Origin of the sequence: Streptococcus sp. HCA-5024 (genome assembly GCF_037890265.1) — a bacterium.
GTDB lineage: Bacteria > Bacillota > Bacilli > Lactobacillales > Streptococcaceae > Streptococcus > Streptococcus lingualis.
This window is the reverse complement of the sequence record NZ_JBBKBR010000002.1, coordinates 144078-170920: the sequence shown is the minus strand read 5'-3', so window position 1 is coordinate 170920 and position 26843 is coordinate 144078. Positions and strand designations below refer to the sequence as shown.

24 protein-coding genes and 1 pseudogene are annotated in these 26843 nt (G+C 41.7%); 6 read left to right on the top strand and 19 right to left on the bottom strand.

What is annotated here, in order from left to right:
- Nucleotides 1–118 precede the first annotated feature (118 nt).
- Nucleotides 119–2458 (top strand): cation-translocating P-type ATPase, encoded by a 2340-nt coding sequence (locus WKT08_RS04460; protein ID WP_340280357.1) that lies wholly within the window; start codon nucleotides 119–121, stop codon nucleotides 2456–2458.
- A gap of 31 nt (nucleotides 2459–2489) precedes the next feature.
- On the opposite strand, the gene WKT08_RS04455 is transcribed toward WKT08_RS04460, so the two are convergent.
- Entirely contained in the window at nucleotides 2490–3020 is a 531-nt protein-coding gene (locus WKT08_RS04455) for a DUF4352 domain-containing protein (protein ID WP_021152864.1), read from the bottom strand.
- Nucleotides 3021–3159: 139 nt separating this feature from the next.
- Here WKT08_RS04455 and WKT08_RS04450 point away from each other — a divergent pair, with 139 nt between their 5' ends.
- Both WKT08_RS04450 and WKT08_RS04445 read left to right on the top strand, forming a co-directional pair.
- Nucleotides 3160–3906 (top strand): tRNA1(Val) (adenine(37)-N6)-methyltransferase, encoded by a 747-nt coding sequence (locus WKT08_RS04450; RefSeq protein WP_021152863.1) that lies wholly within the window; start codon nucleotides 3160–3162, stop codon nucleotides 3904–3906.
- Nucleotides 3896–4159 carry a GIY-YIG nuclease family protein gene (locus WKT08_RS04445; RefSeq protein WP_049472126.1) on the top strand — a complete coding sequence of 88 codons (264 nt, stop codon included), beginning with the start codon at nucleotides 3896–3898 and terminating at the stop codon, nucleotides 4157–4159. Before WKT08_RS04450 ends, WKT08_RS04445 begins: the two co-directional genes overlap by 11 nt.
- A gap of 16 nt (nucleotides 4160–4175) precedes the next feature.
- Here WKT08_RS04445 and WKT08_RS04440 read toward each other — a convergent pair whose 3' ends face one another.
- From WKT08_RS04440 to WKT08_RS04365, 16 genes are all read right to left on the bottom strand, one after another.
- On the bottom strand, nucleotides 4176–5069 hold the full coding sequence (locus WKT08_RS04440) for an aldose 1-epimerase family protein (protein ID WP_340280353.1): 894 nt from the start codon (nucleotides 5067–5069) through the stop codon (nucleotides 4176–4178).
- Between the two features lie 351 nt (nucleotides 5070–5420).
- Nucleotides 5421–6992: a DEAD/DEAH box helicase gene (locus WKT08_RS04435; protein WP_277838913.1), complete on the bottom strand. Its 1572-nt coding sequence runs from the start codon at nucleotides 6990–6992 to the stop codon at nucleotides 5421–5423.
- Between the two features lie 786 nt (nucleotides 6993–7778).
- Nucleotides 7779–8687: a magnesium transporter CorA family protein gene (locus tag WKT08_RS04430; RefSeq protein WP_340280350.1), complete on the bottom strand. Its 909-nt coding sequence runs from the start codon at nucleotides 8685–8687 to the stop codon at nucleotides 7779–7781.
- 41 nt (nucleotides 8688–8728) lie between these two features.
- Complete coding sequence (locus tag WKT08_RS04425) at nucleotides 8729–9109, bottom strand: PH domain-containing protein (protein ID WP_004219989.1); 381 nt, start codon at nucleotides 9107–9109, stop codon at nucleotides 8729–8731.
- Between the two features lie 78 nt (nucleotides 9110–9187).
- Nucleotides 9188–10735 carry a peptide chain release factor 3 gene (locus tag WKT08_RS04420; RefSeq protein ID WP_003012237.1) on the bottom strand — a complete coding sequence of 516 codons (1548 nt, stop codon included), beginning with the start codon at nucleotides 10733–10735 and terminating at the stop codon, nucleotides 9188–9190.
- Between the two features lie 184 nt (nucleotides 10736–10919).
- Entirely contained in the window at nucleotides 10920–12845 is a 1926-nt protein-coding gene (locus tag WKT08_RS04415; RefSeq protein ID WP_340280348.1) for a DUF2207 family protein, read from the bottom strand.
- A gap of 58 nt (nucleotides 12846–12903) precedes the next feature.
- Nucleotides 12904–13584 carry a YwaF family protein gene (locus WKT08_RS04410; protein WP_003006294.1) on the bottom strand — a complete coding sequence of 227 codons (681 nt, stop codon included), beginning with the start codon at nucleotides 13582–13584 and terminating at the stop codon, nucleotides 12904–12906.
- Nucleotides 13585–13597: 13 nt separating this feature from the next.
- On the bottom strand, nucleotides 13598–14284 hold the full coding sequence (locus tag WKT08_RS04405; RefSeq protein WP_340280345.1) for a YwaF family protein: 687 nt from the start codon (nucleotides 14282–14284) through the stop codon (nucleotides 13598–13600).
- 25 nt (nucleotides 14285–14309) lie between these two features.
- Nucleotides 14310–15011 carry a YwaF family protein gene (locus WKT08_RS04400; protein WP_049474285.1) on the bottom strand — a complete coding sequence of 234 codons (702 nt, stop codon included), beginning with the start codon at nucleotides 15009–15011 and terminating at the stop codon, nucleotides 14310–14312.
- Nucleotides 15012–15041: 30 nt separating this feature from the next.
- Nucleotides 15042–15653 carry an NUDIX hydrolase gene (locus tag WKT08_RS04395; RefSeq protein ID WP_003015213.1) on the bottom strand — a complete coding sequence of 204 codons (612 nt, stop codon included), beginning with the start codon at nucleotides 15651–15653 and terminating at the stop codon, nucleotides 15042–15044.
- A complete protein-coding gene (locus tag WKT08_RS04390; protein ID WP_340280339.1) occupies nucleotides 15643–17013 on the bottom strand; it encodes a UDP-N-acetylmuramoyl-tripeptide--D-alanyl-D-alanine ligase in 1371 nt (456 codons plus the stop codon). The genes WKT08_RS04395 and WKT08_RS04390 overlap by 11 nt, the downstream gene beginning before the upstream one ends.
- Before the next feature lie 118 nt (nucleotides 17014–17131).
- Entirely contained in the window at nucleotides 17132–18178 is a 1047-nt protein-coding gene (locus WKT08_RS04385; protein ID WP_340280337.1) for a D-alanine--D-alanine ligase, read from the bottom strand.
- Between the two features lie 76 nt (nucleotides 18179–18254).
- Nucleotides 18255–18851: a recombination mediator RecR gene (gene recR, locus WKT08_RS04380; protein ID WP_003002450.1), complete on the bottom strand. Its 597-nt coding sequence runs from the start codon at nucleotides 18849–18851 to the stop codon at nucleotides 18255–18257.
- A gap of 10 nt (nucleotides 18852–18861) precedes the next feature.
- Nucleotides 18862–20913, bottom strand: coding sequence for a penicillin-binding protein PBP2B (gene pbp2b / locus WKT08_RS04375; protein ID WP_340280334.1), 2052 nt, complete (start codon nucleotides 20911–20913; stop codon nucleotides 18862–18864).
- 140 nt (nucleotides 20914–21053) lie between these two features.
- Nucleotides 21054–21686, bottom strand: a complete 633-nt coding sequence (locus WKT08_RS04370; protein WP_070465538.1) for a DUF421 domain-containing protein — start codon at nucleotides 21684–21686, stop codon at nucleotides 21054–21056.
- Entirely contained in the window at nucleotides 21683–22135 is a 453-nt protein-coding gene (locus WKT08_RS04365; protein ID WP_340280332.1) for a DUF3290 family protein, read from the bottom strand. Before WKT08_RS04365 ends, WKT08_RS04370 begins: the two co-directional genes overlap by 4 nt.
- Nucleotides 22136–22270: 135 nt before the next feature.
- Here WKT08_RS04365 and WKT08_RS04360 point away from each other — a divergent pair, with 135 nt between their 5' ends.
- Nucleotides 22271–23098 carry an exodeoxyribonuclease III gene (locus WKT08_RS04360; protein WP_129299564.1) on the top strand — a complete coding sequence of 276 codons (828 nt, stop codon included), beginning with the start codon at nucleotides 22271–22273 and terminating at the stop codon, nucleotides 23096–23098.
- 11 nt (nucleotides 23099–23109) lie between these two features.
- Nucleotides 23110–23496 carry a bleomycin resistance protein gene (locus WKT08_RS04355; protein WP_003014423.1) on the top strand — a complete coding sequence of 129 codons (387 nt, stop codon included), beginning with the start codon at nucleotides 23110–23112 and terminating at the stop codon, nucleotides 23494–23496.
- A 234-nt stretch (nucleotides 23497–23730) separates the two neighbouring features.
- Here WKT08_RS04355 and WKT08_RS04350 read toward each other — a convergent pair whose 3' ends face one another.
- A complete protein-coding gene (locus tag WKT08_RS04350; protein WP_129299565.1) occupies nucleotides 23731–24369 on the bottom strand; it encodes a hypothetical protein in 639 nt (212 codons plus the stop codon).
- 101 nt (nucleotides 24370–24470) lie between these two features.
- Between WKT08_RS04350 and WKT08_RS04345 the strand changes: the two are divergent.
- Nucleotides 24471–24563, top strand: a pseudogene (locus WKT08_RS04345) (bleomycin resistance protein); the annotation flags it as partial.
- 98 nt (nucleotides 24564–24661) lie between these two features.
- On the opposite strand, the gene WKT08_RS04340 reads toward WKT08_RS04345, so the two are convergent.
- Nucleotides 24662–26629: a peptide ABC transporter substrate-binding protein gene (locus tag WKT08_RS04340; RefSeq protein ID WP_340280327.1), complete on the bottom strand. Its 1968-nt coding sequence runs from the start codon at nucleotides 26627–26629 to the stop codon at nucleotides 24662–24664.
- Between the last annotated feature and the right edge of the window lie 214 nt (nucleotides 26630–26843).

Here is a 26843-nt window from a genome sequence, read left to right as displayed (position 1 = left end):
GGTTCTTTCTTATTATACCGTATCCTGATTTTGACCGCAAACCTTTTTTAGATAAAAATTGTCTCAGCGGACCGATTCTAGATAGTCTTTTTCTCAAAAAAATGATATCATATTGTCTATGGAAACTATTGATTTAAAGGGCTTGTCCCTCAGTGAAGTCCGCAAGAAAATGGATCGCGGACAAACCAATGATTTTACAACGAATACCAGTACCAGCACCTGGCAAATTATCAAGCGCAACGTCTTCACCTTGTTTAATACCTTAAACTTTGTGATTGCTGTGGCCTTGGCTGCTGTACAGGCTTGGAGCAATATGATCTTTTTCGCAGTCATCTGCTTCAATGCCATTACAGGGATCATGACTGAGATGCGCGCCAAGCGGATGATTGATAAGCTCAACCTCATGAGTCGTGAGCTAGTGACTGTCATTCGTGACGGGGAAAAAGATGCGATTCCACCAGAAAAGCTTGTTCTAGGTGATTTAATGCTTTTATCTTCGGGTGAGCAGATCCCTAGTGATGCCGAAGTCATGTCTGGTATCGCTGAAGCCAATGAAGCTATGCTGACTGGTGAGAGTGATCTGGTCTTAAAAGAAGTTGGTGATGAACTGCTTTCTGGTAGTTATATTGCCAGTGGTCAAGTCTATGCCCGTGTCAAGCGAGTTGGAGCAAACAACTATGCCAACAAACTGATGATGGAAGCCAAGACCTTGAAACCTATCAATTCGCGTATTCTTTATAACTTAGCGAAAATTTCAAGCTTCACTGGTAAAATTATCATCCCATTTGGCCTTGCCCTCTTCTTTGAAGCATTGTTGATCAAGATGCTGCCAATCAAAGATTCTGTCGTGAATTCTTCCACAGCTCTCTTGGGAATGTTGCCAAAAGGAATTGCCCTACTGACGGTTACGTCTCTTTTGACAGCGGTTATTAAGCTCGGTATGCGCAAGGTTCTTGTCCAAGAAATGTACTCAGTAGAAACCCTGGCGCGTGTGGATACCTTGTGTCTAGATAAGACCGGTACCATCACTCAAGGGAAGATGACAGTCGAATCTCTCCATAGCTTATCGGATCATTTTTCGGAACAGACGATCCAGGTCATTCTCTCTGCTTACATGCAATATAGCGAGGACACCAATCCTACTGCTCAAGCTATTCGCAAGGCTTATGGGGAGTTGGAGCATGCTTATACTGCGGAAAACATTATTCCTTTCTCAAGTGATCGGAAATGGGGAGCCATGCACCTATCTAACCTTGGAACTGTCTTTCTCGGTGCTCCTGAAATGCTCCTGAAAGAAAATCCAGCTGCTGTCGTCGAAGCACAAGCTCGTGGATCGCGCGTGCTCGTCTTGGCTCACAGTTCAGAACTGATCAGCATGCAGGAATTGAAACTGCCTGAAAATCTTGAAGGGATTGCAGTTATTGAGATTACAGACCCCATTCGTGAAGGGGCTTCAGATACTCTTGAGTATTTGCGCTCTCAAGGAGTGGATCTCAAAATCATCTCCGGTGACAACCCTGTGACAGTCTCTTATATCGCTCAACAAGCTGGCTTCAAAAATTATGAGAACTACATCGATTGTTCAAAAATTTCTGATGACCAATTAGTGGATCAAGCAGAAGAAACAGCTATCTTTGGGCGCGTGTCTCCTCACCAGAAAAAACTGCTCATCCAAACCTTGAAAGCAGCTGGTCGGACAACTGCTATGACAGGAGATGGGGTCAATGATATCCTTGCTCTTCGCGAGGCAGACTGCTCCATCGTGATGGCAGAGGGAGATCCAGCAACCCGTCAAATTGCCAATATTGTTCTTTTGAACTCTGACTTTAATGACGTTCCAGAAATTCTTTTTGAAGGCCGTCGTGTGGTGAATAACATTGGACGAATCGCTCCAATCTTCTTTATCAAAACGATCTATTCCTTCCTCTTGGCTATCATCTGTATTGCCAGTGCTCTCTTCTTTAACGTCAACTATTTGCTGATTTTCCCTTTCATCCCTATTCAAATCACCCTGATTGACCAATTCGTCGAAGGATTCCCACCATTTGTTTTGACCTTTGAACGTAATATCAAACCGGTTGAAAAACACTTCTTGAGACGTTCCCTTCTGTTAGCCTTACCAAGCGCCTTGATGGTCGTCTTTAGTGTCTTGTTTATTCGCCTTTGGGGAGCAAGCCATGGTTGGTCTGCAGCCGATATGTCTACTGTATCCTACTACTTACTTGGCTCCATCGGTTTCCTATCCGTTATCCGTGCTTGCCTGCCACTAAATATCTGGAGGGCCCTCCTCATCCTCTTCTCTGTAGTAGGATTCTACGCATCTGCGGTCGTGTTGAAAAACTTGATCGAGATTTCCCTCCTTACAGCCACTACTTTCCCAGTTTATCTGGCATTGATGGCTATCTTTACAGGAGTCTTTATCCTCACTACGATTCTCCAAAAATATGAATTTGATTAAAAAAAGTTGAGAGTTTTACTCTCAACTTTTTTTACGGTGCATCAAAAGCAACAATCGCAGGTTTTTCATTAAATGCAGCAAATGGTTTTATTTCCAGTTCTAATTTGCCATCCCCTTTTACACCAAAATGTTGTACAGCACCTTCCATTGATCGACCCGGTGAAATTGACCCCATTGTATTTGTATTAGGATAAGTCTCCATTTTATTTCCACCAACAAATAGATCAATGTCAACCCCAACTGCTAGATCACTATCTGATAGATTTTTCACATTATAGGTCACTTTTAATACTTTATCGGGATTTGTTTTATCAAAATCATTCCGTTCATCAGTCCATTCAACATTTGTAATAGTGTACTCAGCTTGTTTATCAAAAACAATCTTATCACCAATTGCATAGGTTGATTTCTTTTCACTACTCTTCTCAGTAGATGCCTTTTTCTCTGTTTTAGCTTCTTTTGAAGTATCATCAGACTTACTACTAGAATTTCCACAGGCTACTAGTATACTTGCTGAAAGCAATGTTACCCCCAAGCCAAACCATTTTTTCGTTTTGTTCATTTACAAAACCTCCCACTTTTTTTAATATATAGTAACATATTTAAACAAGAAAAGAAAGCGTTTTTACAAAAATATATCATTTTAATATATTAAAAATTATCATCTTTCCCCAAGCCTCTTTTCATGCTATAATAGAGCCATGACAGATATCGAATTAAAAGACGGCGAGCGCGTCAATCAACTCTTTTCAAGTGATGTGAAAATTATACAAAATCGGGAAGTCTTTAGTTACTCCGTGGATAGCGTCCTGCTCTCGCGCTTTCCAAAATTGCCCAAGCGAGGCTTGATCGTAGATCTCTGCGCTGGAAATGGAGCTGTGGGACTCTTTGCAAGCACTCGGACAGAGGCCCAGATCATTGGTGTCGAAATACAGGAACGTCTAGCGGATATGGCAACCCGCTCCATTGCTCTCAATGGCTTGAACCAGCAAATGTCCATGATCACAGATGACCTCAAGCATTTACCCCAACATATAAAGGGCAGTAAGGTGGATATCATCCTCTGCAATCCTCCTTATTTCAAGGTTGATGAGCATTCCAATCTCAATGAGAGTGAACACTACCTCTTAGCCCGGCATGAAATTACCACTAATTTAGATGAGATTTGCCATGTGGCCCAGCGGGTTCTCAAATCAAATGGTCGCTTAGCGATGGTCCATCGTCCAGATCGCTTTTTAGATATCATCGAAACCATGAAGCGTTACAATCTTGCACCTAAGCGGATCCAGTTTGTCTATCCAAAAGTGACCAAAGAGGCGAATATGTTATTGATTGAGGCGATCAAGGATGGCTCACTGGATGGTTTAAAAATTCTGCCGCCTCTCTTTATTCACAATGAAGATGGCAGCTATACAGACGAGATTCATGAGATCTACTATGGAAACTAAGGCTTACATGTATGTTTTAGAGTGTGCGGATGGCTCTCTCTACACTGGCTATACCACTGATGTCGAAAAACGCCTGAAGACTCACAATGCTGGAAAAGGAGCCAAATACACACGGGCTCGCCTCCCCGTTAAACTTCTTTACAAAGAATCCTATCCAGATAAACCCTCTGCGATGTCTGCCGAAGCTCTCTTTAAAAAGAAATCGCGCCAAGCAAAACTAAACTATATCAAAAAGAACCGTCGGACTCCATAGTCCAACGGTTTTTCATTTACAAAATGGTGATACGGTACTGGTGACTCCGTGTCTCTTGAGGGTCCAACTGGATCACACCTTTTTTGTCTTCGAAGAAATCGCCCTCTTCTGCAGATGTGGAAATACCTGTCCAAGGCTCTAAGGCAATGAAGGGGCCCTTGTTATTAGTAGACCAAAGGACGAGATTCTCAAAATCTGCAAAGGCAAATTCCAAACCTTTCCTGGATTTTTTCGAGATAAGCTTCACAGATTTAGAGGCTAACTGATCTAAAATAATGGCGTCTTTCTCAAAAAGATCATGTTTCAACTGTAAGCTAGATGTATGATCTAAAAATGGCGTCCGCTGCAGGCGATCGACCAATCCAGTTTCTGTGAACAAGAGAGGGACGCTACAGGTTTCTTCTTTTTCAAAAATCAACTCGTAGTCTTCATAGTCTTCATCTGCTAAAAGGGGACAATAAAAGGCTGGATGCCCTCCAATGAAATAAGGCATGACTTGATCAGACTCTAGATTTTGTACACGATAGGTGATGGTGATTTCTTTCCCTTGTAGTTCATAAACGATTTCAACTCGAAAATGGTAGGGATAATTTTGCAGGCTCTCTTCGTTAGAGGTGATTTCAAAGACAAGACGATGGTCTGTTTGTTCTTTAAGTTCAAACTCTCTCTTGCGAATGAGGCCGTGTCTTGGTAGCTGACCTGTCTTCACTCCATCTTTTAGATGATACTGTACTTGGCCATTACGAACGCTCCCGCAAATCGGAAACAGAACCGGCGCCTGTCCTGACCAATACTCTGGATCCCCTTGCCAGAGATATTCTATGCCTTCTTTACTTCGAATGGAGCTCAATTCCCCTCCAAATGTCTTAAAGTGTACTTCTAGATCATCATTTTTTAATGCAATCACCATGGACGCCACCTCTTTATAGTTGTTATAGTCACTATATTCATTATAAACTTTTAGCAAAGATTGTCAATTTTTATTTTTGGTGAATATTTTTAAAAAAATAAGAAAAAATTCTTGACAAGGCTTAGAAATAATTGTAGACTTAATATGTTAACAGAAATATTCCATTTTAGGAATTCATTCTTTCTGTTGTCTGACTTTTTTGGATGCTCCTTATCATGATACATTTTTTCTAAAAGAGTCAGTTATCATTTAGGTCTCCTTATAAATATACAAGGGTTAACAGCTGGTTAACCCTTGTATTTTTTATTTTTCTTATAAAAAACGGCCTATTGCTAGACCGTTCCTTCGGACTTATTTATCCCCTTTATTGCGGATGACAAATCCATTTTTCTTTTCATTGGAAGTACGATGGGGACGTTTGTTGCCTTTGCCTTCAAAGTCTCGGCTATTTTTATTGGACTTGCGTTTGAAATCACGGCGTCCACCTTCACGGTCATCTCTGCGATTTCGGTCACGACGTTGGTCTCCACGACGGCTATTTCCACGGCCACCTTTGCCTTTTCCACCAAAGCCACCACCAGATGGTTTGAATGGCAATGGTTTTTCACGCGCAATTTCAACTTCTGGAAGACTGTCTGGATCTTGAACGGTCAAGCTCAAAATATACATAGCCAATTCTTCAGGAGTGAATTCTGCAGCCAATTTGCGAGCATCCTTGCCAAACTTCTCAAAGTTGGTCCGGATTTTTTCATCTTCAAAGTCTCGCTCAATTTTCTTCAGCGCTACTTGTTTTTTCGCTTGGAAGGCTTCTTCTGCTGTTGCAGGTTTCATTCCCTTCATCCGCTTTTTGGTCAAGTTCTCAATGATTTGCAAATAGCCCATTTCATTTGGCGAAACAAAGGTAATGGATTGCCCTGTTTTCCCAGCACGACCTGTCCGTCCGATACGGTGAACATAGCTTTCTGGATCTTGTGGAATATCGTAGTTGTAGACATGAGTCACACCTGAAATATCCAAACCACGTGCCGCAACGTCCGTTGCCACCAAGACGTCCAAGTTCCCATTTTTAAAGTCACGAAGTACACGAAGACGTTTGTTTTGATCCAAATCTCCGTGAATCCCTTCTGCTCGGAAACCACGGATCTTCAAGCCACGCGTCAATTCATCGACCCGACGTTTTGTCCGACCAAAGACGATGGCAAGTTCAGGCTGCTCGACATCCATCAATCGAGTCATGGTATCAAACTTTTCGCCTTCTTTGACACGGATATAGTATTGATCGACCAAGTCGGTGGTCAATTCTTTGGCTGCGATCTTAACGTGTTCGGGCTCTTTCATAAACTGAACACCGATACGCTTGATGGCTTCTGGCATCGTTGCTGAAAAGAGCAAGGTTTGACGTGTTTCTGGAACACGGCTAATGATTGCTTCGATATCTTCCAAAAAGCCCATGTTGAGCATTTCATCTGCTTCATCCAAGATCAAGGTTTCAATATGATCGAGTTTCAAGGCCTTGCGCTTGATCAAATCTAGCAAGCGTCCAGGGGTTCCCACTACGATATGAGCACCTGACTTCAAGGCTTTGATTTGCTTTTCAATGCTTGATCCACCATAGACAGAGCGGACTTTAACACCCTTGCTGCGTCCAAAACGGAAGAGTTCTTCCTGACTTTGAACCGCCAACTCACGCGTCGGGGCAATAACAAGGGCTTGGATAACTGTGTTATCGACATCAATCTTCTCCAAAGTTGGAAGACCAAAAGCAGCCGTTTTACCGGTCCCTGTTTGCGCTTGACCAATGACATCTTTTCCTTCAAGGGCCAAAGGAATGGTTTGTTCTTGGATGGGGCTTGCTTCTACAAAGCCAGCTTTTTCGATTTCTGCTAATAATTCAGCAGATAAGTTAAATTCATTGAATTTCAATTCTTTCTTCTTTCTAAAAAGTGGTGCGAAGCCACTTTATCACACTTCTTTCAATGCGAAAACGCACTGATTGCATAGGAAGTCTCCTTCCCGGTTACCTGTCGCAAGACTCATCTAAAGAAAAACCCAATCGTTTTTTTATGGAATTCCCTTCTGCGAAAAATGTTTTCGCACTAGCGGATATGGTTGATTAAAGTCGTTTTCCAAACGAAAAGACACCAAGATCCTCCTTGTGGGAGATTGACCAACATTCCTTTTCTAAATGTTCCATCTCCCCAGCATTTCTCTCATACAAGTTTGCAACTTATCTAGTATAACACAATGAAGAGGTAAATGATAGTCACAGGAGACTAATTTTATTTTTTAGGAAAAAATTTTAGATAGCTTAAGATTATAAAAACGCCCCTAAACCTTGCCAGGACTGGTTTTCTTCTTGTAACCATTTCATATACTTCATCATAGGAGTATAAAAACTTCGGAAAAACTTTTTTTGGTAGTTCTTGCGTTTTTACAAATAAATATGTATAATACAGTTAGTATCTAAAATATTTCTGTATAAAGAAATAGGATCATTTTATCTGATTCAACGATTTATTCTAAGTTCTGATTTATTTAGAACCACTCAGTACTATTAAATCTACTCCTACTATTTCCAAGAAGATTTTGTACAGTCGATGAACTATTCACACTGCCCCTTCTTTGGAGAGGAGGGCAGGTGTCTAGATGGTTCCTATTTCTCAGATTATTCTAGATACGAAGAGGCTCGGATTTCTCCAAGCCTCTTTTTTATCTTTGTTTCACAATCCACCGCATAACCTTTCCCAAAATGAGCCATAATATAAAGCTACATACGGATACATAAATCCAAGCATTGGGATCCTTTGTCATAGGAAGAGGGATATTCATTCCAAAGAAACCGGTGATAACGGCTAAAACCGCCAACAAGGCTTCAAAGATGGTTAGGGTGGTCAAGTTGTCATTCAAGTTGTTGTTTAGGATATTGTTGTAAGATCCTGACAACTGTTGCAAGACATTGGAAATCAACTCAGTCATCGAAGCCAACTGACGCGCTTCGATCATGGCATCATCAAACTGCTCTTTTTCAACATCATTCATCCTGCGATAAATGGCATGCGCTTTAATATGTTCTAGCAACATCCGATTTTGCTTGGCTGCTGCGACCAGATAGACCATACCGGTCTCAAGGTCAGACAGGGCATAAAGATTCTTGGTCGTCGTTGTCTTTCGAAGCAAACGATTGAGTTCATCCTTGTGCTTATCTAAGCGATCAATAATCGGATAATAAGCATTACTGATCATTTCAAGACCTGCAAAAAGCAACTTATAGATCGACAACTCCCCATGGCTTTCCAAATAGCGAACCATTTGTTCAATGATATAGGCATTGTCCTGGTTACTGATGGTCACGAGTCGCGTATCTTGAACGATAAAGGTCATAGGGATGGTTTCGTAGTATTCCTTGTCCTTTTCTAAATCCAATACATTGTAGATAAATGTGATCGTACCGTTTTCTCGATTGTAATCCATATGGGCACGTTCGTTCTTATCCATCGCGTACTCAATGGTTTCTTTGTCAATCTCGTATTTTTTATAAAGATATGAGTTTTCAGCAACCATATCCGAGTCGATATTGATCCATTTCCGATCTTGACCCAATTGTTTTTCGATAAACATTCCGTCTCCTTTCTCAACTGTTCTCTATCAAAATGATATTTTTATTTAAAAACTGCACTGGCTAATGCTTGCTGGATTTCAATGACGCTGCTGTCACTCTTGAATTGTAAAACTTCTGAAGGCTCGACTGCAGAAGAGACCCAGATTTTTAATTCGGCATCCAAATCAAAATGACCAGAAGTTTCCACTGAAAAACGAGAGATCGAGCGATAAGGAAGGGATTTGTAGGACGTTTTCTTTCCTGTTACTCCTTGCTTATCCACCAAGATCAAACGAAACTCTGTAAAGACGATTAAATCACGAATCAAGCTAAAAGCAAGTGTGACTTGCTCTCCCGGCACCAAGATATCTTCCAGATCTCTTTCTACTTTATCAACATTTTTTTGAGAGGCATTGCCCATCAAACCACTTAATAATCCCATCATTTCTCCTTTATAAGCGAAAACGGATAGATTTTCGTTTTCTTATTTTTTTGTTATGGATCAGTTTTGAAAAATTCCTTACCCCATCTTTTCTTCCAGCTCAACGTCTGGATACTTATCCGCAAACCAGCGGAGGGCAAAGTCGTTTTCAAAGAGGAAGACAGGTTGGTCAAAGCGGTCCTTGGCCAAGATATTTCGGCTTGAAGACATGCGCTCATCTAAGTCTTCTGGTTTGATCCAGCGAACTGTCTTTTTACCCATTGGGCTCATGACCACTTCGGCATTGTATTCATTTTCCATCCGGTGCTTAAAGACTTCAAACTGCAATTGACCAACGGCACCAAGCATGTATTCACCTGTTTGGTAGTTGGTATAGAGCTGAATAGCTCCTTCTTGCACCAATTGCTCAATCCCTTTGTGGAAGGATTTTTGCTTCATGACGTTCTTGGCTGACACTTTCATGAAGATTTCAGGCGTAAAGGTTGGCAGTGGTTCAAATTCGAACTTGTTTTTACCAACTGTCAGCGTATCTCCAACCTGATAAGTACCAGTATCATAGACCCCGATGATGTCTCCTGCTACAGCATTGCTGACATTTTCACGGCTTTCGGCCATAAATTGAGTCACGTTAGATAACTTAGCACCCTTACCAGTACGAGGCAGGTTGACGCTCATCCCACGCTCAAATTCACCCGATACGATCCGCACAAAGGCGATCCGGTCGCGGTGACGAGGGTCCATATTGGCTTGGATTTTAAAGACAAAGCCTGAGAAATCCTTATCGTAAGGATCGACCATTTCTCCATCGGTCTTCTTGTGGCCATGTGGTTCTGGAGCAAACTTGAGGAAGGTTTCCAAGAAAGTCTGTACACCAAAGTTCGTCAAAGCGGATCCAAAGAAGACTGGTGTTAATTCACCCGCAAGGATAGCTTCTTCTGAAAATTCATTTCCGGCTTCTTGCAAGAGTTCGATATCATCTTTTACTTGCTCATAGAAGGGGTTGTTGGCAAAGAGCTTGTCTCCATCTTCTAGACTAGCAAAGCGTTCATCCCCTTTGTAGAGTTCCAAGCGTTGATTATAGAGGTCGTAGAGTCCCTCAAAGGCTTTCCCCATCCCGATCGGCCAGTTCATTGGATAACTTGCAATACCCAAGACTTCTTCCAATTCTTGCAAGAGATCTAGTGGTTCACGACCATCACGGTCCAGCTTGTTCATAAAGGTAAAGACTGGAATCCCGCGGTGTTTGACAACCTCAAACAATTTCTTGGTTTGGGCCTCGATACCCTTGGCAGAGTCCACTACCATGACCGCAGCATCCACCGCCATCAAGGTCCGATAGGTATCTTCTGAAAAGTCCTCGTGTCCTGGAGTGTCTAGGATGTTTACCCGTTTCCCATCGTAGTCAAACTGCATGACAGATGAGGTTACCGAAATCCCACGTTGTTTCTCGATATCCATCCAGTCTGACTTAGCAAAGTTTCCTGTTTTCTTCCCTTTGACGGTACCGGCTTCCCGAATCTCTCCTCCAAAGTAGAGCAACTGCTCTGTAATCGTCGTTTTACCAGCATCCGGGTGGGAGATAATGGCAAAGGTACGGCGTTTTTTAATTTCTTCTTGTACGTTCATATTCCTAATTCTTTCTCTTTTTATTTTCTGATAAATTTACAAATTCATCTTTACATCGGATCTCTCCTCAATTTCTCTATCTTTTCTATTATAGCGAAAAGAGGCACTTTTTTCAACGATGGATCTTTTTGGGGACGCAAAGAAAGACCGAAATCCGTAGATTCTAGTCTTCTTTTCACGGCTATCAAAAGGCACCAAATCCTCCGCCACCGCCACCATCAGAGAAGCCACCGCCGTCAAAGCCGCCACTGCCATCTGAAGAGTTAATAGAGAAGCTTGAAACACTATAGGAATCATCTGCATAGTTCATCAAGGTAGAGCCGTCTAGGAAAGTATTTGGGGAGGTTGTTAGCCAAAGAACAGTGTCCCAGTCTTCATATGGTAAGGAAATCTGATGATTTTGGAGTACCTGGCTCACTTTTTTTGCTTGGCCATACAGGGTTGCATAGACTAAGATGCGATTCCATAGGATGACACTCTCAAGTTCTGCTTGGTTGAAATTTGGAATACTTTCGATCATATTTCGAAAGGCCATCCATTGGAATTGTGCATCCAAGTTCTCTAAGGATTGTAGATGATCTTCACGGATTTTCACAACAATATAAAATGGAATGAATAACAAAACCAAAAGTAAAATAATCCAAAAATAGAATGAAGATAGGTGTGATCCAAATCCAAGAGATAAGAAACACATGCTCACAAATAAGATCAGTAAGAGCCAAAAATGTAAGGCGCAGCCTGTTTTAGAAAAAGCTTCTTCTTTTTCAGATAAGTCTCTAAAATAAGAAGGCAATCCTAATTTTGCAATTTCCTTTTCTACCCCTTTTGACAATTGCTGGGCATCCTTTTTTAAAAGGGATTGAACGGCACTTCCGACTTTTCGAATACGGTCTCGTTGTGTGTCTGATTTAGCAGCTCGAAAATCTTTTTTTAAGGCTGCTTTGTCGATTTTATACCTTGAAAATACTTCACTGATACTGATTTCAGATTCTTGATCAAAGATCATTTCAATAAACTTCAATTCAAAATCAGCCAAGCCTTCATAATGGAGACAGGTCAAGGTTTCCCCATTTTCATTCCTAGTCAAACGAAGATTTCCTCGATCAATGAGATCCAATATAGTTGCTTGGATGAGATGATTGAATGTTAATGGTCCTTTCTCTCTAGATATCACCATCCGTTCAAAATCAAGTTGATACAGTGACTTAGCTAGGACAAGAGGAGGTAAATTCTGTGGTGGTTCGTATAATCGTACTCCTTTTGCAATCCGACGAGTTCTGGTACTGATAAAATACCGGATCCATGGAATGAAAGCGAGGATAAATAAAAGAATCGATACAATTGGTACAACCTTAAGTAGAAGGGTCCGATAGAGGAACGTTTTTTGTTCAATGGATTTCTCTTTTTTGAGAAATTTCTCTTTTCCATTTCCCTTGTTAATCTCATTTGCTTGGTCTTGACGCAGGGCTTCTGTCATTGGCCAATAGGCATGCAGTTCGAGCTTTCCATTTTTTGGAAAATCCTTTGTCCAAATATGATAACCAGTTTCAGTCCGTTCGACTTGGGCTGGTGGATTAAAGTAACCAGTATGGGCATACAGTTTTCCCTGCTTAGCATCCAAGCCATCCACATAAAAGTCTAATTTCGCGACTTTCTCATCTCCATCTGAAATAGGAAACCAGTTCAATTCTGCACTATCCTTGTAGAAAGTCAAGAGATGATCAATCTTCCATTTCACTATGATCTTGACCGTGCCACCGACGATACGGGCATTGTATATTTTTAATTGACGGCCATCTTGCAGGTCTGTTTCCTCTACACGAATCTCTCGTTTTTCCCCATCCACATAGGCTTCCACCTCAGGATTACGATGAATCTTAAACCCTTTTGGAAGAGGATCTGCGCTTCCTAGAGTCACATATTGACCATGATAGCCTGTCTGAAACTGATAGGTGATCTCTTGTGTAAATGTTGCCTGGCTATCTTCCTGCAATTGGAGGTGTCCTACATAGGATTCAATCGAATAGCGAACTTCTTCATCCGCATGTGCTGTCGTTATTGTACAAAACAAACTCCAAACGAGGGAGATCATTAGCAAGAAACGCTTCATATATTCTCCTTTGATATAAAACAGGGTTGAGACAGAGATGCCCCAACCTTCCTACTTGTTATTTTCTCACTTTCACCCGCTCACTTCTGCGACTGAAGAACTGATTAAAGAGTAATAAAGCAAGGGCTAAAATACTGGATACAACCAGATAGTTGAGCCACACCTTATCCCCTCTCATAATCGGAGGGCGGGCCATCAAGCCGTAATTTCCTCCCGTCAATTGATTGACTCCAACCAGGAATAAATCTAAGGCAAAGGTATAGAGAACAATCTGACTATTTTTTAAGAGGTTTCGATCATACCATCTCAAGAGATAAATCAAGGAATTGATGAGGAGACAGTAATGTCCGAGGAGGAAAGAAAAACTCGTAATATGAGGGAAAGTGTAGGGATCAAAGACTGGATAGCCCAAAGCAAAGATGGCTCCACTCACTCCCATCAAGGCAAAGAACTGTTTGCTTTTCCATCGGTCTGGTAAAAACAAGACCGCAAACATGGCCAAGCGGCAATGATAAAATGGTAAGCTATTGGACCAAGGAATGTGGTAGGCAAAATACCACAGATACAAGCAAATTAACTGGAAGCCTTGTAAGTATTGAAAGCATTTACGAAATTGCTCATTCTGATAATAGCGAAGTGACATCATAATCGCTGTCACAACGAACAAGACCATCACACTATACCAAAGTGCTGAGATTGCTGGTGGTGCTGTTGATTCTGTAGTGAAAAAATGATGCATAAAATCTCCTTATTTAAACAGATTTAGGTATTCTTCTTTTCTTACTGTACTGAACAATCGTATTGATGAAAATCAGTGTCCCCGTCATGAGAACTGTCACAATCAAATAGTTGAGCACAAGGCCATGGTCACCGATCACAGGAGGGCGACGCATAAAGCCGTAGTTTCCGCCCGTTGCGAGATTCGCAAGCTGAATAATGGCATTGACCCCAACAGTCATCTGACAGATTTTCCAAACAGCCCCTTCTTCCACCTGGTAGGATTGAACCAGATAGATCAAACAATTGGCCAAGAGAGCCCAGTGACCAAAGACATTGTTGATCGAGGAAACGTGAGGAAAAGGGTAGGGATAAAAAACGGGATGAACCAAGGCCATAATGGAGCCAAAGACTCCCACGAGAGCAAAATATTGTTTGAAGCTGCCCTTGGGAGCCAAAAGAATGATCCACATGGCCATCCGACTATGATAGAAGGGAAGACTCTCTGAAAGAGGCAAGCGAGCAGCTAGATACCAAGCGTTGATAATCAGCAACTGGATCAACTGCCCCCAATACCAAAAGTTTTGATAGCCTTTGGAAGAAGCAAATCGAATAGACAGAAGCCCCACCACTACCAATGAGGTCGGCAACAAGAAATACCAAGCCCCCAATTGAGGAGGGGCCGTTGGTTGACTGGTGAAAAATAAGTCCCAAAGTGTCATGATTTCTTTCCCTTATCTGCTCTTTTTATTCTGAACGCGAAACTATACTCTCTTCGACCATCTTGTATTTGTATTTATAGCGTTGATTGACCAAGCAAATACCAGCTACCATCACGATGCTGACCAAGAGGTAGTTCAAGAGAGCACCGTGGTCTCCAATGATTGGTGGACGTCGTAAGAAGCCGTAATCTCCTTTCGTCAAAAGGTTGACCAAGAAAATCAAGGCATTCATGCCAAAGGTGATCTTAACAATTCGTAGGCTGTCTTGTTTTTCAGATTGATAATGATCCTGTAGGTAAATCAAACTATTGGCAAACAAGGCCCAGTGACTAAAAATCAGATTGAGTACAGTGATATGGGGGAATGGGAAGGGATCAAAGGCTGGATAAACCAAGGCCGCAATGGATCCTAGAACTCCCAACAAGGCAAAATATTGCTTGATATAGGTCCCTCTCGGAGCAAAAAGGATCGCAAGCATGGCCAGGCGACAATGATAAAATGGTAAATTATCAGTCAGAGGCATGTGGGCTAGAATATACCAAGCATTGATGGTCAAGACTTGAATCAATTGTGCCCAGTACCAAAAGCGTTGGTAGCTTTTTGACTGCGCATATTTGATGGAAAAGTAGCCAACCACCAACAAAGAAGCTGGCAGAATGAAATACCATAGCCCAAACTCAGGCGGGGCTGATTTTTGGTTCGTAAACAATAAATCCCAAAGTGTCATTTTTATATCCCTTTAATTTATAGATCGTTTTTAATCACAATACAAATCTCGTTTCCCATCATAAACCTCCCAAAGGAAATTCAATTGTTCTTCTGTATTGCGCTTGGTAGAAAGAGCAGGCATTTTCTCTCTCTCAAAAAATGCAAGATCGGAAATTTCCTGATTCTGTTGAAAACTTCCATCCAGCAATTCACATTCAAATACCAATTTCACATATTGGCGACTTTGCAATTGGTAGCGATTGGTATCAAATACTGCCAACAACCGATTGACACGTGCTACATAGCCCGTTTCTTCTTGGATTTCCTTTAAAATATTTTCTTTAGGAGAATAGCCAACCTCACCAAAACCACCCGGCAAAGCCCAGGTCTCTTCTCCCTGACCTTTCACCAGACAAAGTTTTCTATCTTTGACAATCCAAGCCCTAACATCAATTAAGGGGGTGTCATAATAGTTTGTCGGTCGAAACAAATCCGATAATTCTTGTGAATTCAGATCAGTCGTTTCTCTCACAAGATCCTGTAAAATTTCACGAATATCCTGGTAGCGCTCTTGATCAAATGGATCTTTTGAGAAGGCTAAGCCTGTATTGGTGATTGAAATCAAGCGCTGAATGTCCTTCAGTACATTATTACTTACCATTCTCCAACTCCTCTACCAATTTGGCTAGATTCATAGAATTGCTTCCCTTGATGAGGATTTGGTCCTGCTCTTTTAAGCTTTCCTTGACTTGTTTGACCATGTCCCCAAACTGGTCTTCCTCAGCTGTTTTTTTGAAATAATAGACATGTCCAAGTGGGAACATCTGACTCGCTAACTGAGCCAATCCTGCAATGTCTTGGCCATAGAAAATAACCGTATCCAAAACATCCGGCGAGAGGCTAAGAATCATTTGGTTGTGCAGATCTACAGATTGCTCCCCTAGTTCTTTCATATCTGCCAGAACGGCTAATTTTCGACCATTTGGATTAGCAGGAATGGTAGAGAAAGTTTCTAAGATTAGGCGCATAGCCGTTGGATTGGCATTGTAGACATCGGATAGGATATCCGCTCCGTTACTGGCCTTCTTCCATTCTGTCCGGTTGCGCGTCAATTGCAAGGTTTCAAAACTATCACGAATCGCAGCTTCACTCACTCCTTCTTGCAGGGCAACATAAGCTGCAATCATAGCATTGGTCGCATTGTATTTTCCTGTTACCGGAAGATCAATCGCTTCTTCTAAGAAATTCGCTCGGAAAGTTAAGCTATCCTTTCGCTCGATTAACTCAGTAATAAAAATCTCCTCGTCTGGGCCAAAGCGTACGACTGTTTGTTTTTCAGGAAGGTAGGCATCGACGATCGGATCAGCTGGAACTACCAGAAGACCACCTTCTGGCATCCCGTCCGCAATCTGGAGTTTTCCTTTTGCGATCTCACTTCGATCTTTGAAGAATTCCAAATGGGCTTCCCCAATCAAGGTGACAATAGCAGCTTTTGGATGCGCCAATTCTGACAAGAGATGGATATCTCCTAGATGGTCTTGCCCCATTTCAAGGACCAGTTTGTCCGTCCCTTCTGGCATATGCAAAACCGTATAAGGAAGACCAATTTCGTTATTATAGTTTCCTTGTGTTTTATAGGTCAGGTAGGTGGTGGACAAAAGCTGTGCCAACATATCTTTTGTGGTTGTTTTACCATTTGACCCTGTCACCGCAAAAACATCCACTTTTGTCTTTTGAAGATAGGCTGCAGCCAATGTTTGAAATGCGCTCAATACATCTTCCACCAAAATATAAGGATGGCCTTCGATCACTTTCTCTGAAAAAGTGGCTACGGCTCCATTTTCAAAAGCGGTCTCGATGAAATCATGACCATCACGCGCTCCCTTTAACGGAACAAAAATGTCTCCAGGCCCAATCAAACGGCTGTCAAATTCAGGCTTGATGAGGGCCACATCTTCATATTGGCTGATATCATTTTTTGCATGTACTAGATGAGCAACTTCATGTAATGTGAGATTCATATCCGACTCCTCAGTTCTCCGTAGCGTCGTCCCCAAAGGTCTAGACGCTCGTTTCAAATTCTTCTCATTATACCATATTCTAGATCACAAAAAAAGCCACCAAGCGGTGGCATCTTTCTTACAACAAATGCGCTTCGTGTTTTTGGAAGACTTCTTTTCCGAGCTCTACTAACTTGGTGATCAAATCTGTATAGTTGAGACCCATATTGTCCCAAAGCAAGGGATACATAGACCATTGGGTAAAGCCTGGCATAGTATTGAGCTCATTTAAGAAGATCTCTCCTTTATCGGTATAGAAGAAATCACAACGAGCTAAGCCTAGACCACCGATCGCACGAAAGGCTTTTTCTGCGTTGGTTCGCATGATTTTCACAACCTCAGGGTCCAATTGAGCTGGAATAGCCATGGTAATTTTGTTATCGATGTATTTGGCATCATAATCATAGAAGGCAACATCTTTGACAACTTCACCTGGCAAGGTACTTTTCACATCATAGTTTCCAAGGAGCCCAACTTCGATCTCACGCGCATTGACCCCTTGTTCTACCAAGACACGGCTATCGTATTTGAAGGCCAATTCGAGAGCAGTCCGAAGTTCTGTTTGGTTTTCAGATTTTGAAATCCCTACGCTAGAACCCATATTGGATGGTTTAGTAAAGACTGGATAAGAGAGAGTCGCTTCAATTGCAGTAATTTTTTCATCCACGTCATCGCCTTCCACTAGAGCTACATAAGGAACTTGTGGAATCCCCGCCGACTCCAAGACCCGTTTGGTCGTGATCTTGTCCATGGCCACACTGGAAGCTAGGATGCCACAGCCAACATAAGGCATTTTCAAGACTTCTAAGAAGCCTTGAATGGAACCATCTTCTCCCATTGGTCCATGAAGAACTGGAAAGACCACTGCTCCTTCCTTGTAAATTGCAGATGGTGCGACTTTCTTAGACCAGTCCACTGTATCGTTGGTCATCAATTTCTCATCATCCTCTGGTTTCTCTTCAAAAGCTTGCGTCTGGATGAAATCTCCTGACTGCGTAATAAAGTAGGTTTGAACCGAAAATGCTTGGTAATCAATCGCGCGCATCACGCTTTCTGCTGAAAGAACAGATACTTCACGTTCTGCACTACGTCCACCATACAACAGGATTAAGTCTTGTTTACTCATAGTTTCTCCCTAATTGTTCCCTTGATTTCTTACTTGATAGTATACCACAATGATAGCCCTTTCGAAAGAACTTCTCTTATAATTCTGTCCGATTTTCAATCGCGCGAAGCAAGGTCACTTCGTCCGCATACTCGATATCGGCTCCAACTGCCAGTCCTCGTGCCAAACGGGTCACTTTGATCCCTGCTGGTTTGAGCACACGCGAGATATACATAGATGTCGCTTCCCCGTCTGCCGTCGCATTGGTCGCAACAATGACCTCTGTGACTGTTCCATCCATCAAGCGACTAATTAAACTCTTGAGATTGATGTCATCAGGTCCCACGCCATTCATGGGCGAGATCAAGCCATGTAAGACATGATAGCGACCGTGGTATTCCTGGATATTTTCCATAGCAGATACATCCCGGCTATCTTCTACAACCAGAATGAGGGATGGATCCCGCGTTTCATCTCGACAAATCTCGCAGGTTTCTTCATCGGTTAAATTGCCACAAATACTGCAATACCCCAGCTCACGCTTGGCATTCAGTAAGTTCTTGGCAAATTCATTGACATCATCATCTGACATACCAATGGTGTAAAAAGCCAGACGAGTCGCTGTTTTGATCCCAATTCCTGGCAACTTCGAATAGCTGTCAATTAATTTTGCAATAGGTGCTGGATAAAGCATAGTTTCCTTTCTAATTCATGGGGTGTTTCTGATTGTATAAGTTAATAATGTCACGCGTAATCGAATGACTGACCGTCGCTTGTAGATTGGTATTATGTGGAAAAACCACTGCTACCGCAATCTTTGGATTGTTTGACGGTGCATAAGCCACCACATTGGTATTAATGGCTTGTTTGCCTCCATCGACTGTGGTTTCAGCTGTACCGGTCTTGGCACTAATGGAGACACTAGCACCTTGACCGACAGTTTTCCCTGTCGTCAAACCACTCGTACCATTCGCAACCTGATAGAACCCTTGCTTGATCAAAGCCATGTCCTCCGCTGAGATATGGACCTGATTGAGCTCCTTGGTTTCGATCGCTTTTTTCAACTGACCAAGGCCCCCTTGATCATTATTGTCATAGATGCCTTCGACGACATGAGGACTCACTCGCTTCCCATCATTCGCTACGGTTGCCGCATACTGAGCCAATTGCATAGGCGTATAGTTGTCAAACTGACCAAAGGCATTGGTCAAATAATTACCGACTGTGTAGTCTTTTGGAATAAAACCGGTCGATTCATTGGGAAGGTCAATCCCCGTTGATGCCCCAAGACCATACTCTGCAAAAGTAGAGCGCAGTTTTTTCATAGCCGGTTCAACCTGATCCACTTGTAAGGTCATATTTGGAGTGTAAGGTTGCCCCATCATCTTAAGGGCAATTTGGACCATATAGGTATTGGAAGAGTATTCCAATGCTTCCACTGCATTGATGGAGCGACTGCCATATTGGGTAAACCAAGAGTTAATCGGCGTTGATCCTGCAAAAACAATGGGCTGATCGGTCAGTACTTGATTGCCGGAAATGGCACCATTTTCCCATCCTGAAGTCAAGGTTGCTCCTTTAACGACCGATCCTGGGACGAAAACATTGGTGACTGTTCCCAAAGCATCGGTTGATAAATCTTGACTACCAGCCTGGTGTTTGATCCCTGCCATGGCAAGGACTTTCCCTGTATCAGGCTCAAGGGCTACAGCATAGACACCTTCGGAGTAGGTCGCATTTCCAGCTTGCAACTCTGCGCTAAAGGCAGAGCGGAGAATATCTTCCACCCCTTTTTGGAAATCCAAGTCAATCGAGAGCTTGAGGTTTTCCCCCTTAGCTCCTTTTGAAATGTCTACCACTTTATCCATATTGCCATTTTTATCCAGGAGAATTTCTTTTTCACTGCGTTTTCCTTGAAGGACGTTTTCGTATTCCTTTTCGAGATAAGAGGTTCCAACCCGGTCATTGAGGGCATAACCTTTTTTGACATAGTCCTCGACTTCTTCTGCTGGAAGTCCTGCCTGCTCAGTCGAAACCGTTCCGATGATAGAAGCTAAAGGAGTATCCAAAACCTTGCGGTCCCAGCTGGTCGTGATCGCAATTCCAGGAAGGTCCTGACTGTCAGCCGCGATGGTCGCAATCTGCTCAGCTCCTAGTGCTTGCGTCGAAATAATCCCCGTCGCAAAATTCTCCACAGCATTCATCTGGCTATAGAGATAAATAATCTTTTTCTCATCATCCGTATAGCCGAGTTTTGAAGGGTCGATACTATCCACTGCCGCTTGATAAATCTTGGCTTCCGGCAGGCGGTTGCCATCGGTATCAAATTTCTTTTTCTCAGGCAGGTGTTCCACGACCTCTTGGTAGACCTTGGTATTGGCTAGATAGTAATCCACTTCTTGCCGTTCGGTTACTTGAGGATTTTCTACATCGACATACTGCAAGAGTTTTCCAGCTGTCTCTCGCATTTCTTGGGCCGTCATTTTACGATCCCGAGTAAAGGTCAAGACTTGTTTTCCCACATTTTCCACCAAGGGCTTACCAGAAGCATCATAAATTTGCCCTCGCACACTCCCTTGTTTGACCGTCTTTTTGGTAGCTTTTGCCAATTTATCCGTATAGTAGGCTTGGTGAGAGATCTGCATATAGCCAAGTCGGGTAATCAGAACCAAAAAAAGAAGGCAAATCAAACTAAACAGCAGATAGAGTCTGCGTGTGATCGAATGATTCTCAAACTTCCGTATTTTTTTCTTCATGAAATGTTCTATCCTTCTTTTCTAATCAACACTTACTTTCCATTTTACTATTTTTCCAAGAGTATCTCAAGAAAAGGAAGGGACCTTTCCTGGAATTTTATGAAGAAAAAAGATTGGACATGCTCGCCCAATCTCTTTTTCTAATAAGTCACAACATTGATTTTTCCTTTGTCATACTCAGCAATGAAAATATCCAACACGTTATCATAGCCTTCTTTTTCCAATTCAGCCCGCAACCACTCTTCACTTTTCCCAATTGTTTCCAAAATTTCAAGCTGAACCACACCATCAGTAATGATCGGGTATTTAGGATTTTCATCCCCCGCACGGACAACGATTATTTGACCGTTTTGTTCAATGACAGCTCGTTTCACTCCCTTTAATTGGAAAATTCCTTGTGAACGCAATTTCAAGGCAACGTCTGAAGCAGAAAGTCCCTTGGATCGACAAGCTTCCGGATCAAGCTTCCCATTTTTGATAATGACAGTTGGTTTGCCATCGATCAAGTGCTTCATAAAACGGACATTGGTATTGAGCCATTTTAAGAGCAAGATCAAAATAGTCCACATCAAGAGAATCACTATGTATTGAAGAATGGTAATGGAGCTATTGTAAATCACCCCACCAATAATTCCCCCCAGAACAAAGTTCTGTATCTGGTCTACTGCAGAACTTGGTGCTAAGTTTCCTTTCCCGGTCACATTGATCACAAATACCAAGGAAATCAAGCCAAGAGCTAATTTAATCAAAATGGTTATAAAATTTACTGTCATTTGTTCACCTCCACAAGTTCTACGTCTGTTTTATATAGATCCATCTTTTCTAATAGATAGCGATCCGGGTCAGAGCCTGCGATAGCTCGGTAATAAACCTCTCCAACTTTCATAATCGCCCCATCTGTGGCCGCTGAAGTATTGACATAGACATCTTCTTTTTTGACATCCAACTCCTTTGAGATGACTTCAATAAAATGGAGTGAGCGTTGGAACTGGTCATTATTACTTTGGCTATTTTGAAAATTGCTGATACTGATCAAGACCACTACCACCAGAGTTAAAATGGAGATAATAGACAATTCGCGGAATTTGCTATCGTGCTTATTCCGATAGGCTTTCGCCGCAAAAAAACCAGTCAGAAGAATGAGCAAGCCAGATATCCCAATGGTCACCCAGTTTTGCTGGCTGATCTGACTCAATACATAGTCATAAGAGTAAAATTTCATAAACAACTCCCTTTCTCCAAATGAATTCAAGCTATTATAATGGATTTTATAAGAATTTTCAAGGCATTGTGATCAGGAAATCATTAAAATTTTGTTATAATAAAACTATCAATTATGTCAAGAAAAGGAAACACAATGAAACTCATTTCATGGAATATCGACTCGCTAAACGCTGCATTGACTAGCGACTCAGCACGCGCCAAACTCTCTCAAGAAGTCCTTCAAACCTTGGTCGCTGAGGATGCAGATATCATCGCCATTCAAGAAACCAAGTTATCCTCCAAAGGACCTACTAAAAAACACCTCGAAATTCTTGAGGAACTCTTCCCTGGCTACGAAAATACCTGGCGCTCTTCTCAAGAACCAGCTCGCAAAGGCTATGCTGGAACCATGTTCCTCTATAAAAAAGAGCTTACTCCCGTTGTGACTTTCCCAGAGATCGGTGCTCCTTCGACCATGGACTTGGAAGGTCGGATCATTACTCTGGAATTTGGTGGCTTCTTTGTAACACAAGTCTATACTCCTAATGCCGGTGATGGCCTCAAACGTTTAGCAGAACGTCAAGTCTGGGATGTCAAATATGCGGAGTACTTGGCTGAACTTGATAAGCAAAAACCTGTCCTTGCTACAGGTGACTACAACGTGGCCCACAAGGAAATCGACCTTGCTAATCCAGCCAGCAACCGTCGTTCACCAGGTTTCACAGACGAAGAACGTGCAGGCTTTACCAACCTTCTAGCAGCAGGCTTTACAGATACCTTCCGCCACCTCCACGGTGATGTGCCGGAGCGTTACACTTGGTGGGCACAACGCAGTAAAACCTCAAAAATCAACAATACAGGCTGGAGAATCGACTATTGGTTAACCTCAAACCGCATTGCAGACAAGGTTACTAAATCAGATATGATTGACTCAGGCGCTCGCCAAGACCACACACCGATTGTCTTGGAGATTGAATTATAAGGATTTTCTTTATGAACTACAATGCAGTAATTCCCGAGTTTATGGTATCGAATATAGAACAGTCCCGTTCCTTCTACTGTGATTTACTGGGTTTCACCATTGAATACCAGCGTCTAGAAGAAAAATTTCTCTTCCTGTCTCTTGAAGATTGCCAGCTCATGCTAGAGGAGGGAACAAAGGATGAATTAGCTGAACTAACCTACCCATTTGGTCGTGGAGTCAATATCTCCTTTGGTATAGAGGATGTCCCTAGGCTCTATCAGAAATTGTTAGAAGCCAACTATCCTATTCATCGCCCATTGACCAAAAGAAAATTTCGTGTTGACGACCATTATATCTATCCTCATGAATTTGCAGTTTTAGATCCAGATGGCTATTTTTTAAGATTTAGCGAATAAGAGAATAGATCACTAGAGTAGAAAAAGAAACAAAAAAAGAAAGAGACTTGGACAAAAGTCCTAGCCTCTCAATTATTTTTGGATTGTCGAGCAAGACGCAGTGGTTGAGTGGGCTCTACTACGCTGATTTCATCAGCTTTTACAGCCCTACTCAACTGTGCGGAGGTGGGACAACGAAATCGAATTCTAACGAATTACCAATTTCTGTCCCACTCTCTTTTAGTCTTTTGGGGATTATTTCCCAGGAATATTTGGATCTAAGCCCCAAGATTGCTCGAGAACAGGTCTTAAGGCTTTAATCATATCTTCTGAACCTACGATTGTGATATTGTATACTTTATCGCCTTTTTGGAATACCCATTCGTACAAAATGTTCCCATTTTTAAATGTTACTTTTATTAAGAAAGCGTCCTCACTGGCAAAAATAGCTTTTACACCTTCTAAACTAGTTTGATTTTTGGCTTTTCCCCAGAAGCTATATAAACGGTCCGCAAGTAACTGTGCGTCAAAGGTTTCGTTGGGGCCAAGTTCAACAGTATCTTTAGTGTTTGATTCCATTAACAACATATTGTGTTTGTCTGGTGATGAATATTTGAGCGTTTTGCTACTTTGAGTTTTGCTACTTTGAGCTTTGAAATTATATACGACCCAATCTTTAGGGATATTGATATAACCAAAATTTTCATTTCCGATACGTTGAGTATCTGCAAGGGATATTTCTTTTGCCCTAGAAGAAGACCCAGGAGTTGTTGTTTGAGCTTTTGTCGTTGATGCAGTCGTAGTTTCTGTTGCTTTCTTCTCTCCGTTTCCGCATGCTGCTAGTATAAATGCAGATAGAAGCGTTACAGAGCTTAATATTATTTTGTTTTTCATCAGGATTGTTCTCCTTAAAGTGGTTGACTCACAAATATAATATCATTTTTTATAGTTTATTTAAATAGGAAACGCTTTCGATAAAAAGCATAGGGTATAACAAAAGAAAATTTCGTGTTGGTGAACAGTATATCTATCCTCATGAATTTGCAGTTCTAGATCCAGAGGGCTATTTTTTAAGATTTAGTGAATAGAATGAGACAGACTGACTTTCAAGACATAAAAAAACCGGAGCCCTTACATGACGGCTCCGACTTTTTTATCTTCATTGATAGACCAATGATTGATTTTTTTATTTTTTCTTCTCAATGTGATCTTTGAGATCTTCTTGAGCTTTTTTATTGGATTCTGCCTTTTTCTTCAACCATTCTTCTTTGGCCTTGTTAAAGTCTTTTGTTGTGACAACATCTTTAGACATTTCAAGGTATTTGTAGAATGTTCCTGTTCCTTTTGTACCAACCCATGAAGCAGCACGGCTGTATGGTACGGTCCGTTGAAGCATTGGAGCACCACCATTTGAAACAGTTGGAAGCGTAATCGAGCTATCTGTCAACCAAGCTTGCGCTGCAGCATATTTTTCATAGCGTTTTGCTTGATCCAACAATTCAGCATCGGCATCTTTCAACATGTTAGCGTATTGATCCAAACCAACTGTTGCAATGGCTGGGTTGTTTGAACCTGCATCAATACCAAGATAGTAGAAGACAGAACCATTTACTGGGCTGATACTTTCAAGGTAAGTCGATGGGTCTTGATAGTCCGGAGCCCAACCACCGCCTGAGATATCATAGTCTCTTGCAGCAGCTGTATTACTGAAGTAAGTGATGTTTTGGAAATCATCATCCGATACCTTTTGAAGGTCGACAACGACATTATCTGCACCAAGAGCTGACTCTACAGATTGTTTGAAGGAGCTCGCTTGTTGAACCATACTGTTGTCCACTTGGCTGACAATGTAGTCCAAATGAATTGGGAATTGAACCCCTTGTTTTTGCAATTCAGCTTTAGCTTTCGCAAATGAAGCTTTGGCTTTTTCTGGGTTGTAAAGACTAGTTTGACCATCGTCCAGGCTTACACCCTTCCATTGGTCTCCATAGGTAACCAATTGTTTTTCAACCACTTTACCAAAGTCTTCTCCATTGACTTGGACATAAGTTGGTGGCACCAAGGTACTACGAAGCGTATTTTCAGCTGCATCAGATCCAGATACTTGTGCCGCATATGATTTGCGGTCAAAGCCAAAGTTCACCGCTTGACGGAAGTCCTTGTTCAGGATTGCTTTCTTGGTAGAAGCTTTTTGTTCATCCGTTGTTTTGGCTGTGTGGTCGTACTTTTGACGGTCCAAGTTGAATCCAAGATAGTAGGATGTTCCCAATTGCAAACCGTAGACAATGTTGTCGCCAAAGTTTTTCTTAACACTCTTATACGTCGAACTGTTTGGCATAACAGATGCAAAGGAATATTGACCTTTTTCAAAGTTCTTAATGATTGCATCTGGATTTGATCCATCGTTAAAGGTCAATTTGACATTATCGATATGGACATTTTTCGCATCGTAATAGTCTTTGTTCTTGACCAATTGAATTTCAGATTTTGAAGTCAGTGATTTCAAGTAATATGGACCATTGTATAAGATGCTGCTAGGTTTCAAAGAACCAAAATCTTTTCCTTGAGATTTCAAGAAATCCGCATTGACTGGGAAAAGAACACCTGAGGTTGTTTTTGAGTTCCAGAAACTTTCTGGACGGACCAAGGTATATTGGATGGTGTGGTCATCTAAAGCTTTGACTCCAACCGTGTTAAAGTCTTTGGTTTCCCCTTTTACGTAGGCATCCAAACCTTTGATCGAATTTTGAATCAAGAAGAGACCTTCTGATTTTGACTCAACCGCGTGTTTAATCCCTGTAATAAAGTCTTGAGCCGTCACATCACCATATTCCTCACCCTCACTCGTATACCATTTGGCATCCTTACGAAGTTTGTAAGTATAGGTTAATCCATCTTCAGAGACAGTCCAATCTTCTGCTAGACTTGGCACAAAGTTTCCGTATTGGTCGTTTTCAAGAAGACCATCTACAAGGTTACTTGTGACATCTGAAGTCGTTGTACGAGTTGCAGCGATGTAATCCAAGGTATTTGGATCTGCTGAATAAACGAATGAGTAAGTTGCTTGGTTGCTACTACCTCCGCTACACGCTGCTAAGAGAAAGGCACCTGCAACAGAAACTCCTGCAAGAGCTAACAGTTTTTTTGCTTTCATCACTATCTCCTTATGTTAGATTTTCTACCATTATACACTATTCCTAAAAAAAAACCAAATATATTTTAAAAAAGTTCGTTATTTCTGAATGAATATAATAAGATATAAAGAAAAAGCATCTTGAAATCGATCTCAAAGAAGCCGGATAGAGGAGTCTAGGCACCTACCACCACAGATTTGCAAAACCGAATCATTCAATTCTTTTAATAAATAT

Bases quoted from the DNA above. Each gene is read 5' to 3' on its own strand.
- WKT08_RS04415 (WP_340280348.1), bottom strand. From the start codon at position 12,845: ATGAAGCGTTTCTTGCTAATGATCTCCCTCGTTTGGAGTTTGTTTTGT.
- WKT08_RS04365 (WP_340280332.1), bottom strand. From the start codon at position 22,135: ATGAAATTTTACTCTTATGACTATGTATTGAGTCAGATCAGCCAGCAA.
- WKT08_RS04420 (WP_003012237.1), bottom strand. From the start codon at position 10,735: ATGAACGTACAAGAAGAAATTAAAAAACGCCGTACCTTTGCCATTATC.
- WKT08_RS04370 (WP_070465538.1), bottom strand. From the start codon at position 21,686: ATGACAGTAAATTTTATAACCATTTTGATTAAATTAGCTCTTGGCTTG.
- WKT08_RS04445 (WP_049472126.1), top strand. From the start codon at position 3,896: ATGGAAACTAAGGCTTACATGTATGTTTTAGAGTGTGCGGATGGCTCT.
- WKT08_RS04425 (WP_004219989.1), bottom strand. From the start codon at position 9,109: ATGGGATTATTAAGTGGTTTGATGGGCAATGCCTCTCAAAAAAATGTT.
- pbp2b (WP_340280334.1), bottom strand. From the start codon at position 20,913: ATGAAGAAAAAAATACGGAAGTTTGAGAATCATTCGATCACACGCAGA.
- WKT08_RS04460 (WP_340280357.1), top strand. From the start codon at position 119: ATGGAAACTATTGATTTAAAGGGCTTGTCCCTCAGTGAAGTCCGCAAG.
- WKT08_RS04450 (WP_021152863.1), top strand. From the start codon at position 3,160: ATGACAGATATCGAATTAAAAGACGGCGAGCGCGTCAATCAACTCTTT.
- WKT08_RS04440 (WP_340280353.1), bottom strand. From the start codon at position 5,069: ATGGTGATTGCATTAAAAAATGATGATCTAGAAGTACACTTTAAGACA.
- WKT08_RS04395 (WP_003015213.1), bottom strand. From the start codon at position 15,653: ATGGTAAGTAATAATGTACTGAAGGACATTCAGCGCTTGATTTCAATC.
- WKT08_RS04400 (WP_049474285.1), bottom strand. From the start codon at position 15,011: ATGACACTTTGGGATTTATTGTTTACGAACCAAAAATCAGCCCCGCCT.
- WKT08_RS04455 (WP_021152864.1), bottom strand. From the start codon at position 3,020: ATGAACAAAACGAAAAAATGGTTTGGCTTGGGGGTAACATTGCTTTCA.
- WKT08_RS04340 (WP_340280327.1), bottom strand. From the start codon at position 26,629: ATGAAAGCAAAAAAACTGTTAGCTCTTGCAGGAGTTTCTGTTGCAGGT.
- WKT08_RS04390 (WP_340280339.1), bottom strand. From the start codon at position 17,013: ATGAATCTCACATTACATGAAGTTGCTCATCTAGTACATGCAAAAAAT.
- WKT08_RS04385 (WP_340280337.1), bottom strand. From the start codon at position 18,178: ATGAGTAAACAAGACTTAATCCTGTTGTATGGTGGACGTAGTGCAGAA.
- recR (WP_003002450.1), bottom strand. From the start codon at position 18,851: ATGCTTTATCCAGCACCTATTGCAAAATTAATTGACAGCTATTCGAAG.
- WKT08_RS04405 (WP_340280345.1), bottom strand. From the start codon at position 14,284: ATGACACTTTGGGACTTATTTTTCACCAGTCAACCAACGGCCCCTCCT.
- WKT08_RS04360 (WP_129299564.1), top strand. From the start codon at position 22,271: ATGAAACTCATTTCATGGAATATCGACTCGCTAAACGCTGCATTGACT.
- WKT08_RS04350 (WP_129299565.1), bottom strand. From the start codon at position 24,369: ATGAAAAACAAAATAATATTAAGCTCTGTAACGCTTCTATCTGCATTT.
- WKT08_RS04410 (WP_003006294.1), bottom strand. From the start codon at position 13,584: ATGCATCATTTTTTCACTACAGAATCAACAGCACCACCAGCAATCTCA.
- WKT08_RS04430 (WP_340280350.1), bottom strand. From the start codon at position 8,687: ATGTTTATCGAAAAACAATTGGGTCAAGATCGGAAATGGATCAATATC.
- WKT08_RS04355 (WP_003014423.1), top strand. From the start codon at position 23,110: ATGAACTACAATGCAGTAATTCCCGAGTTTATGGTATCGAATATAGAA.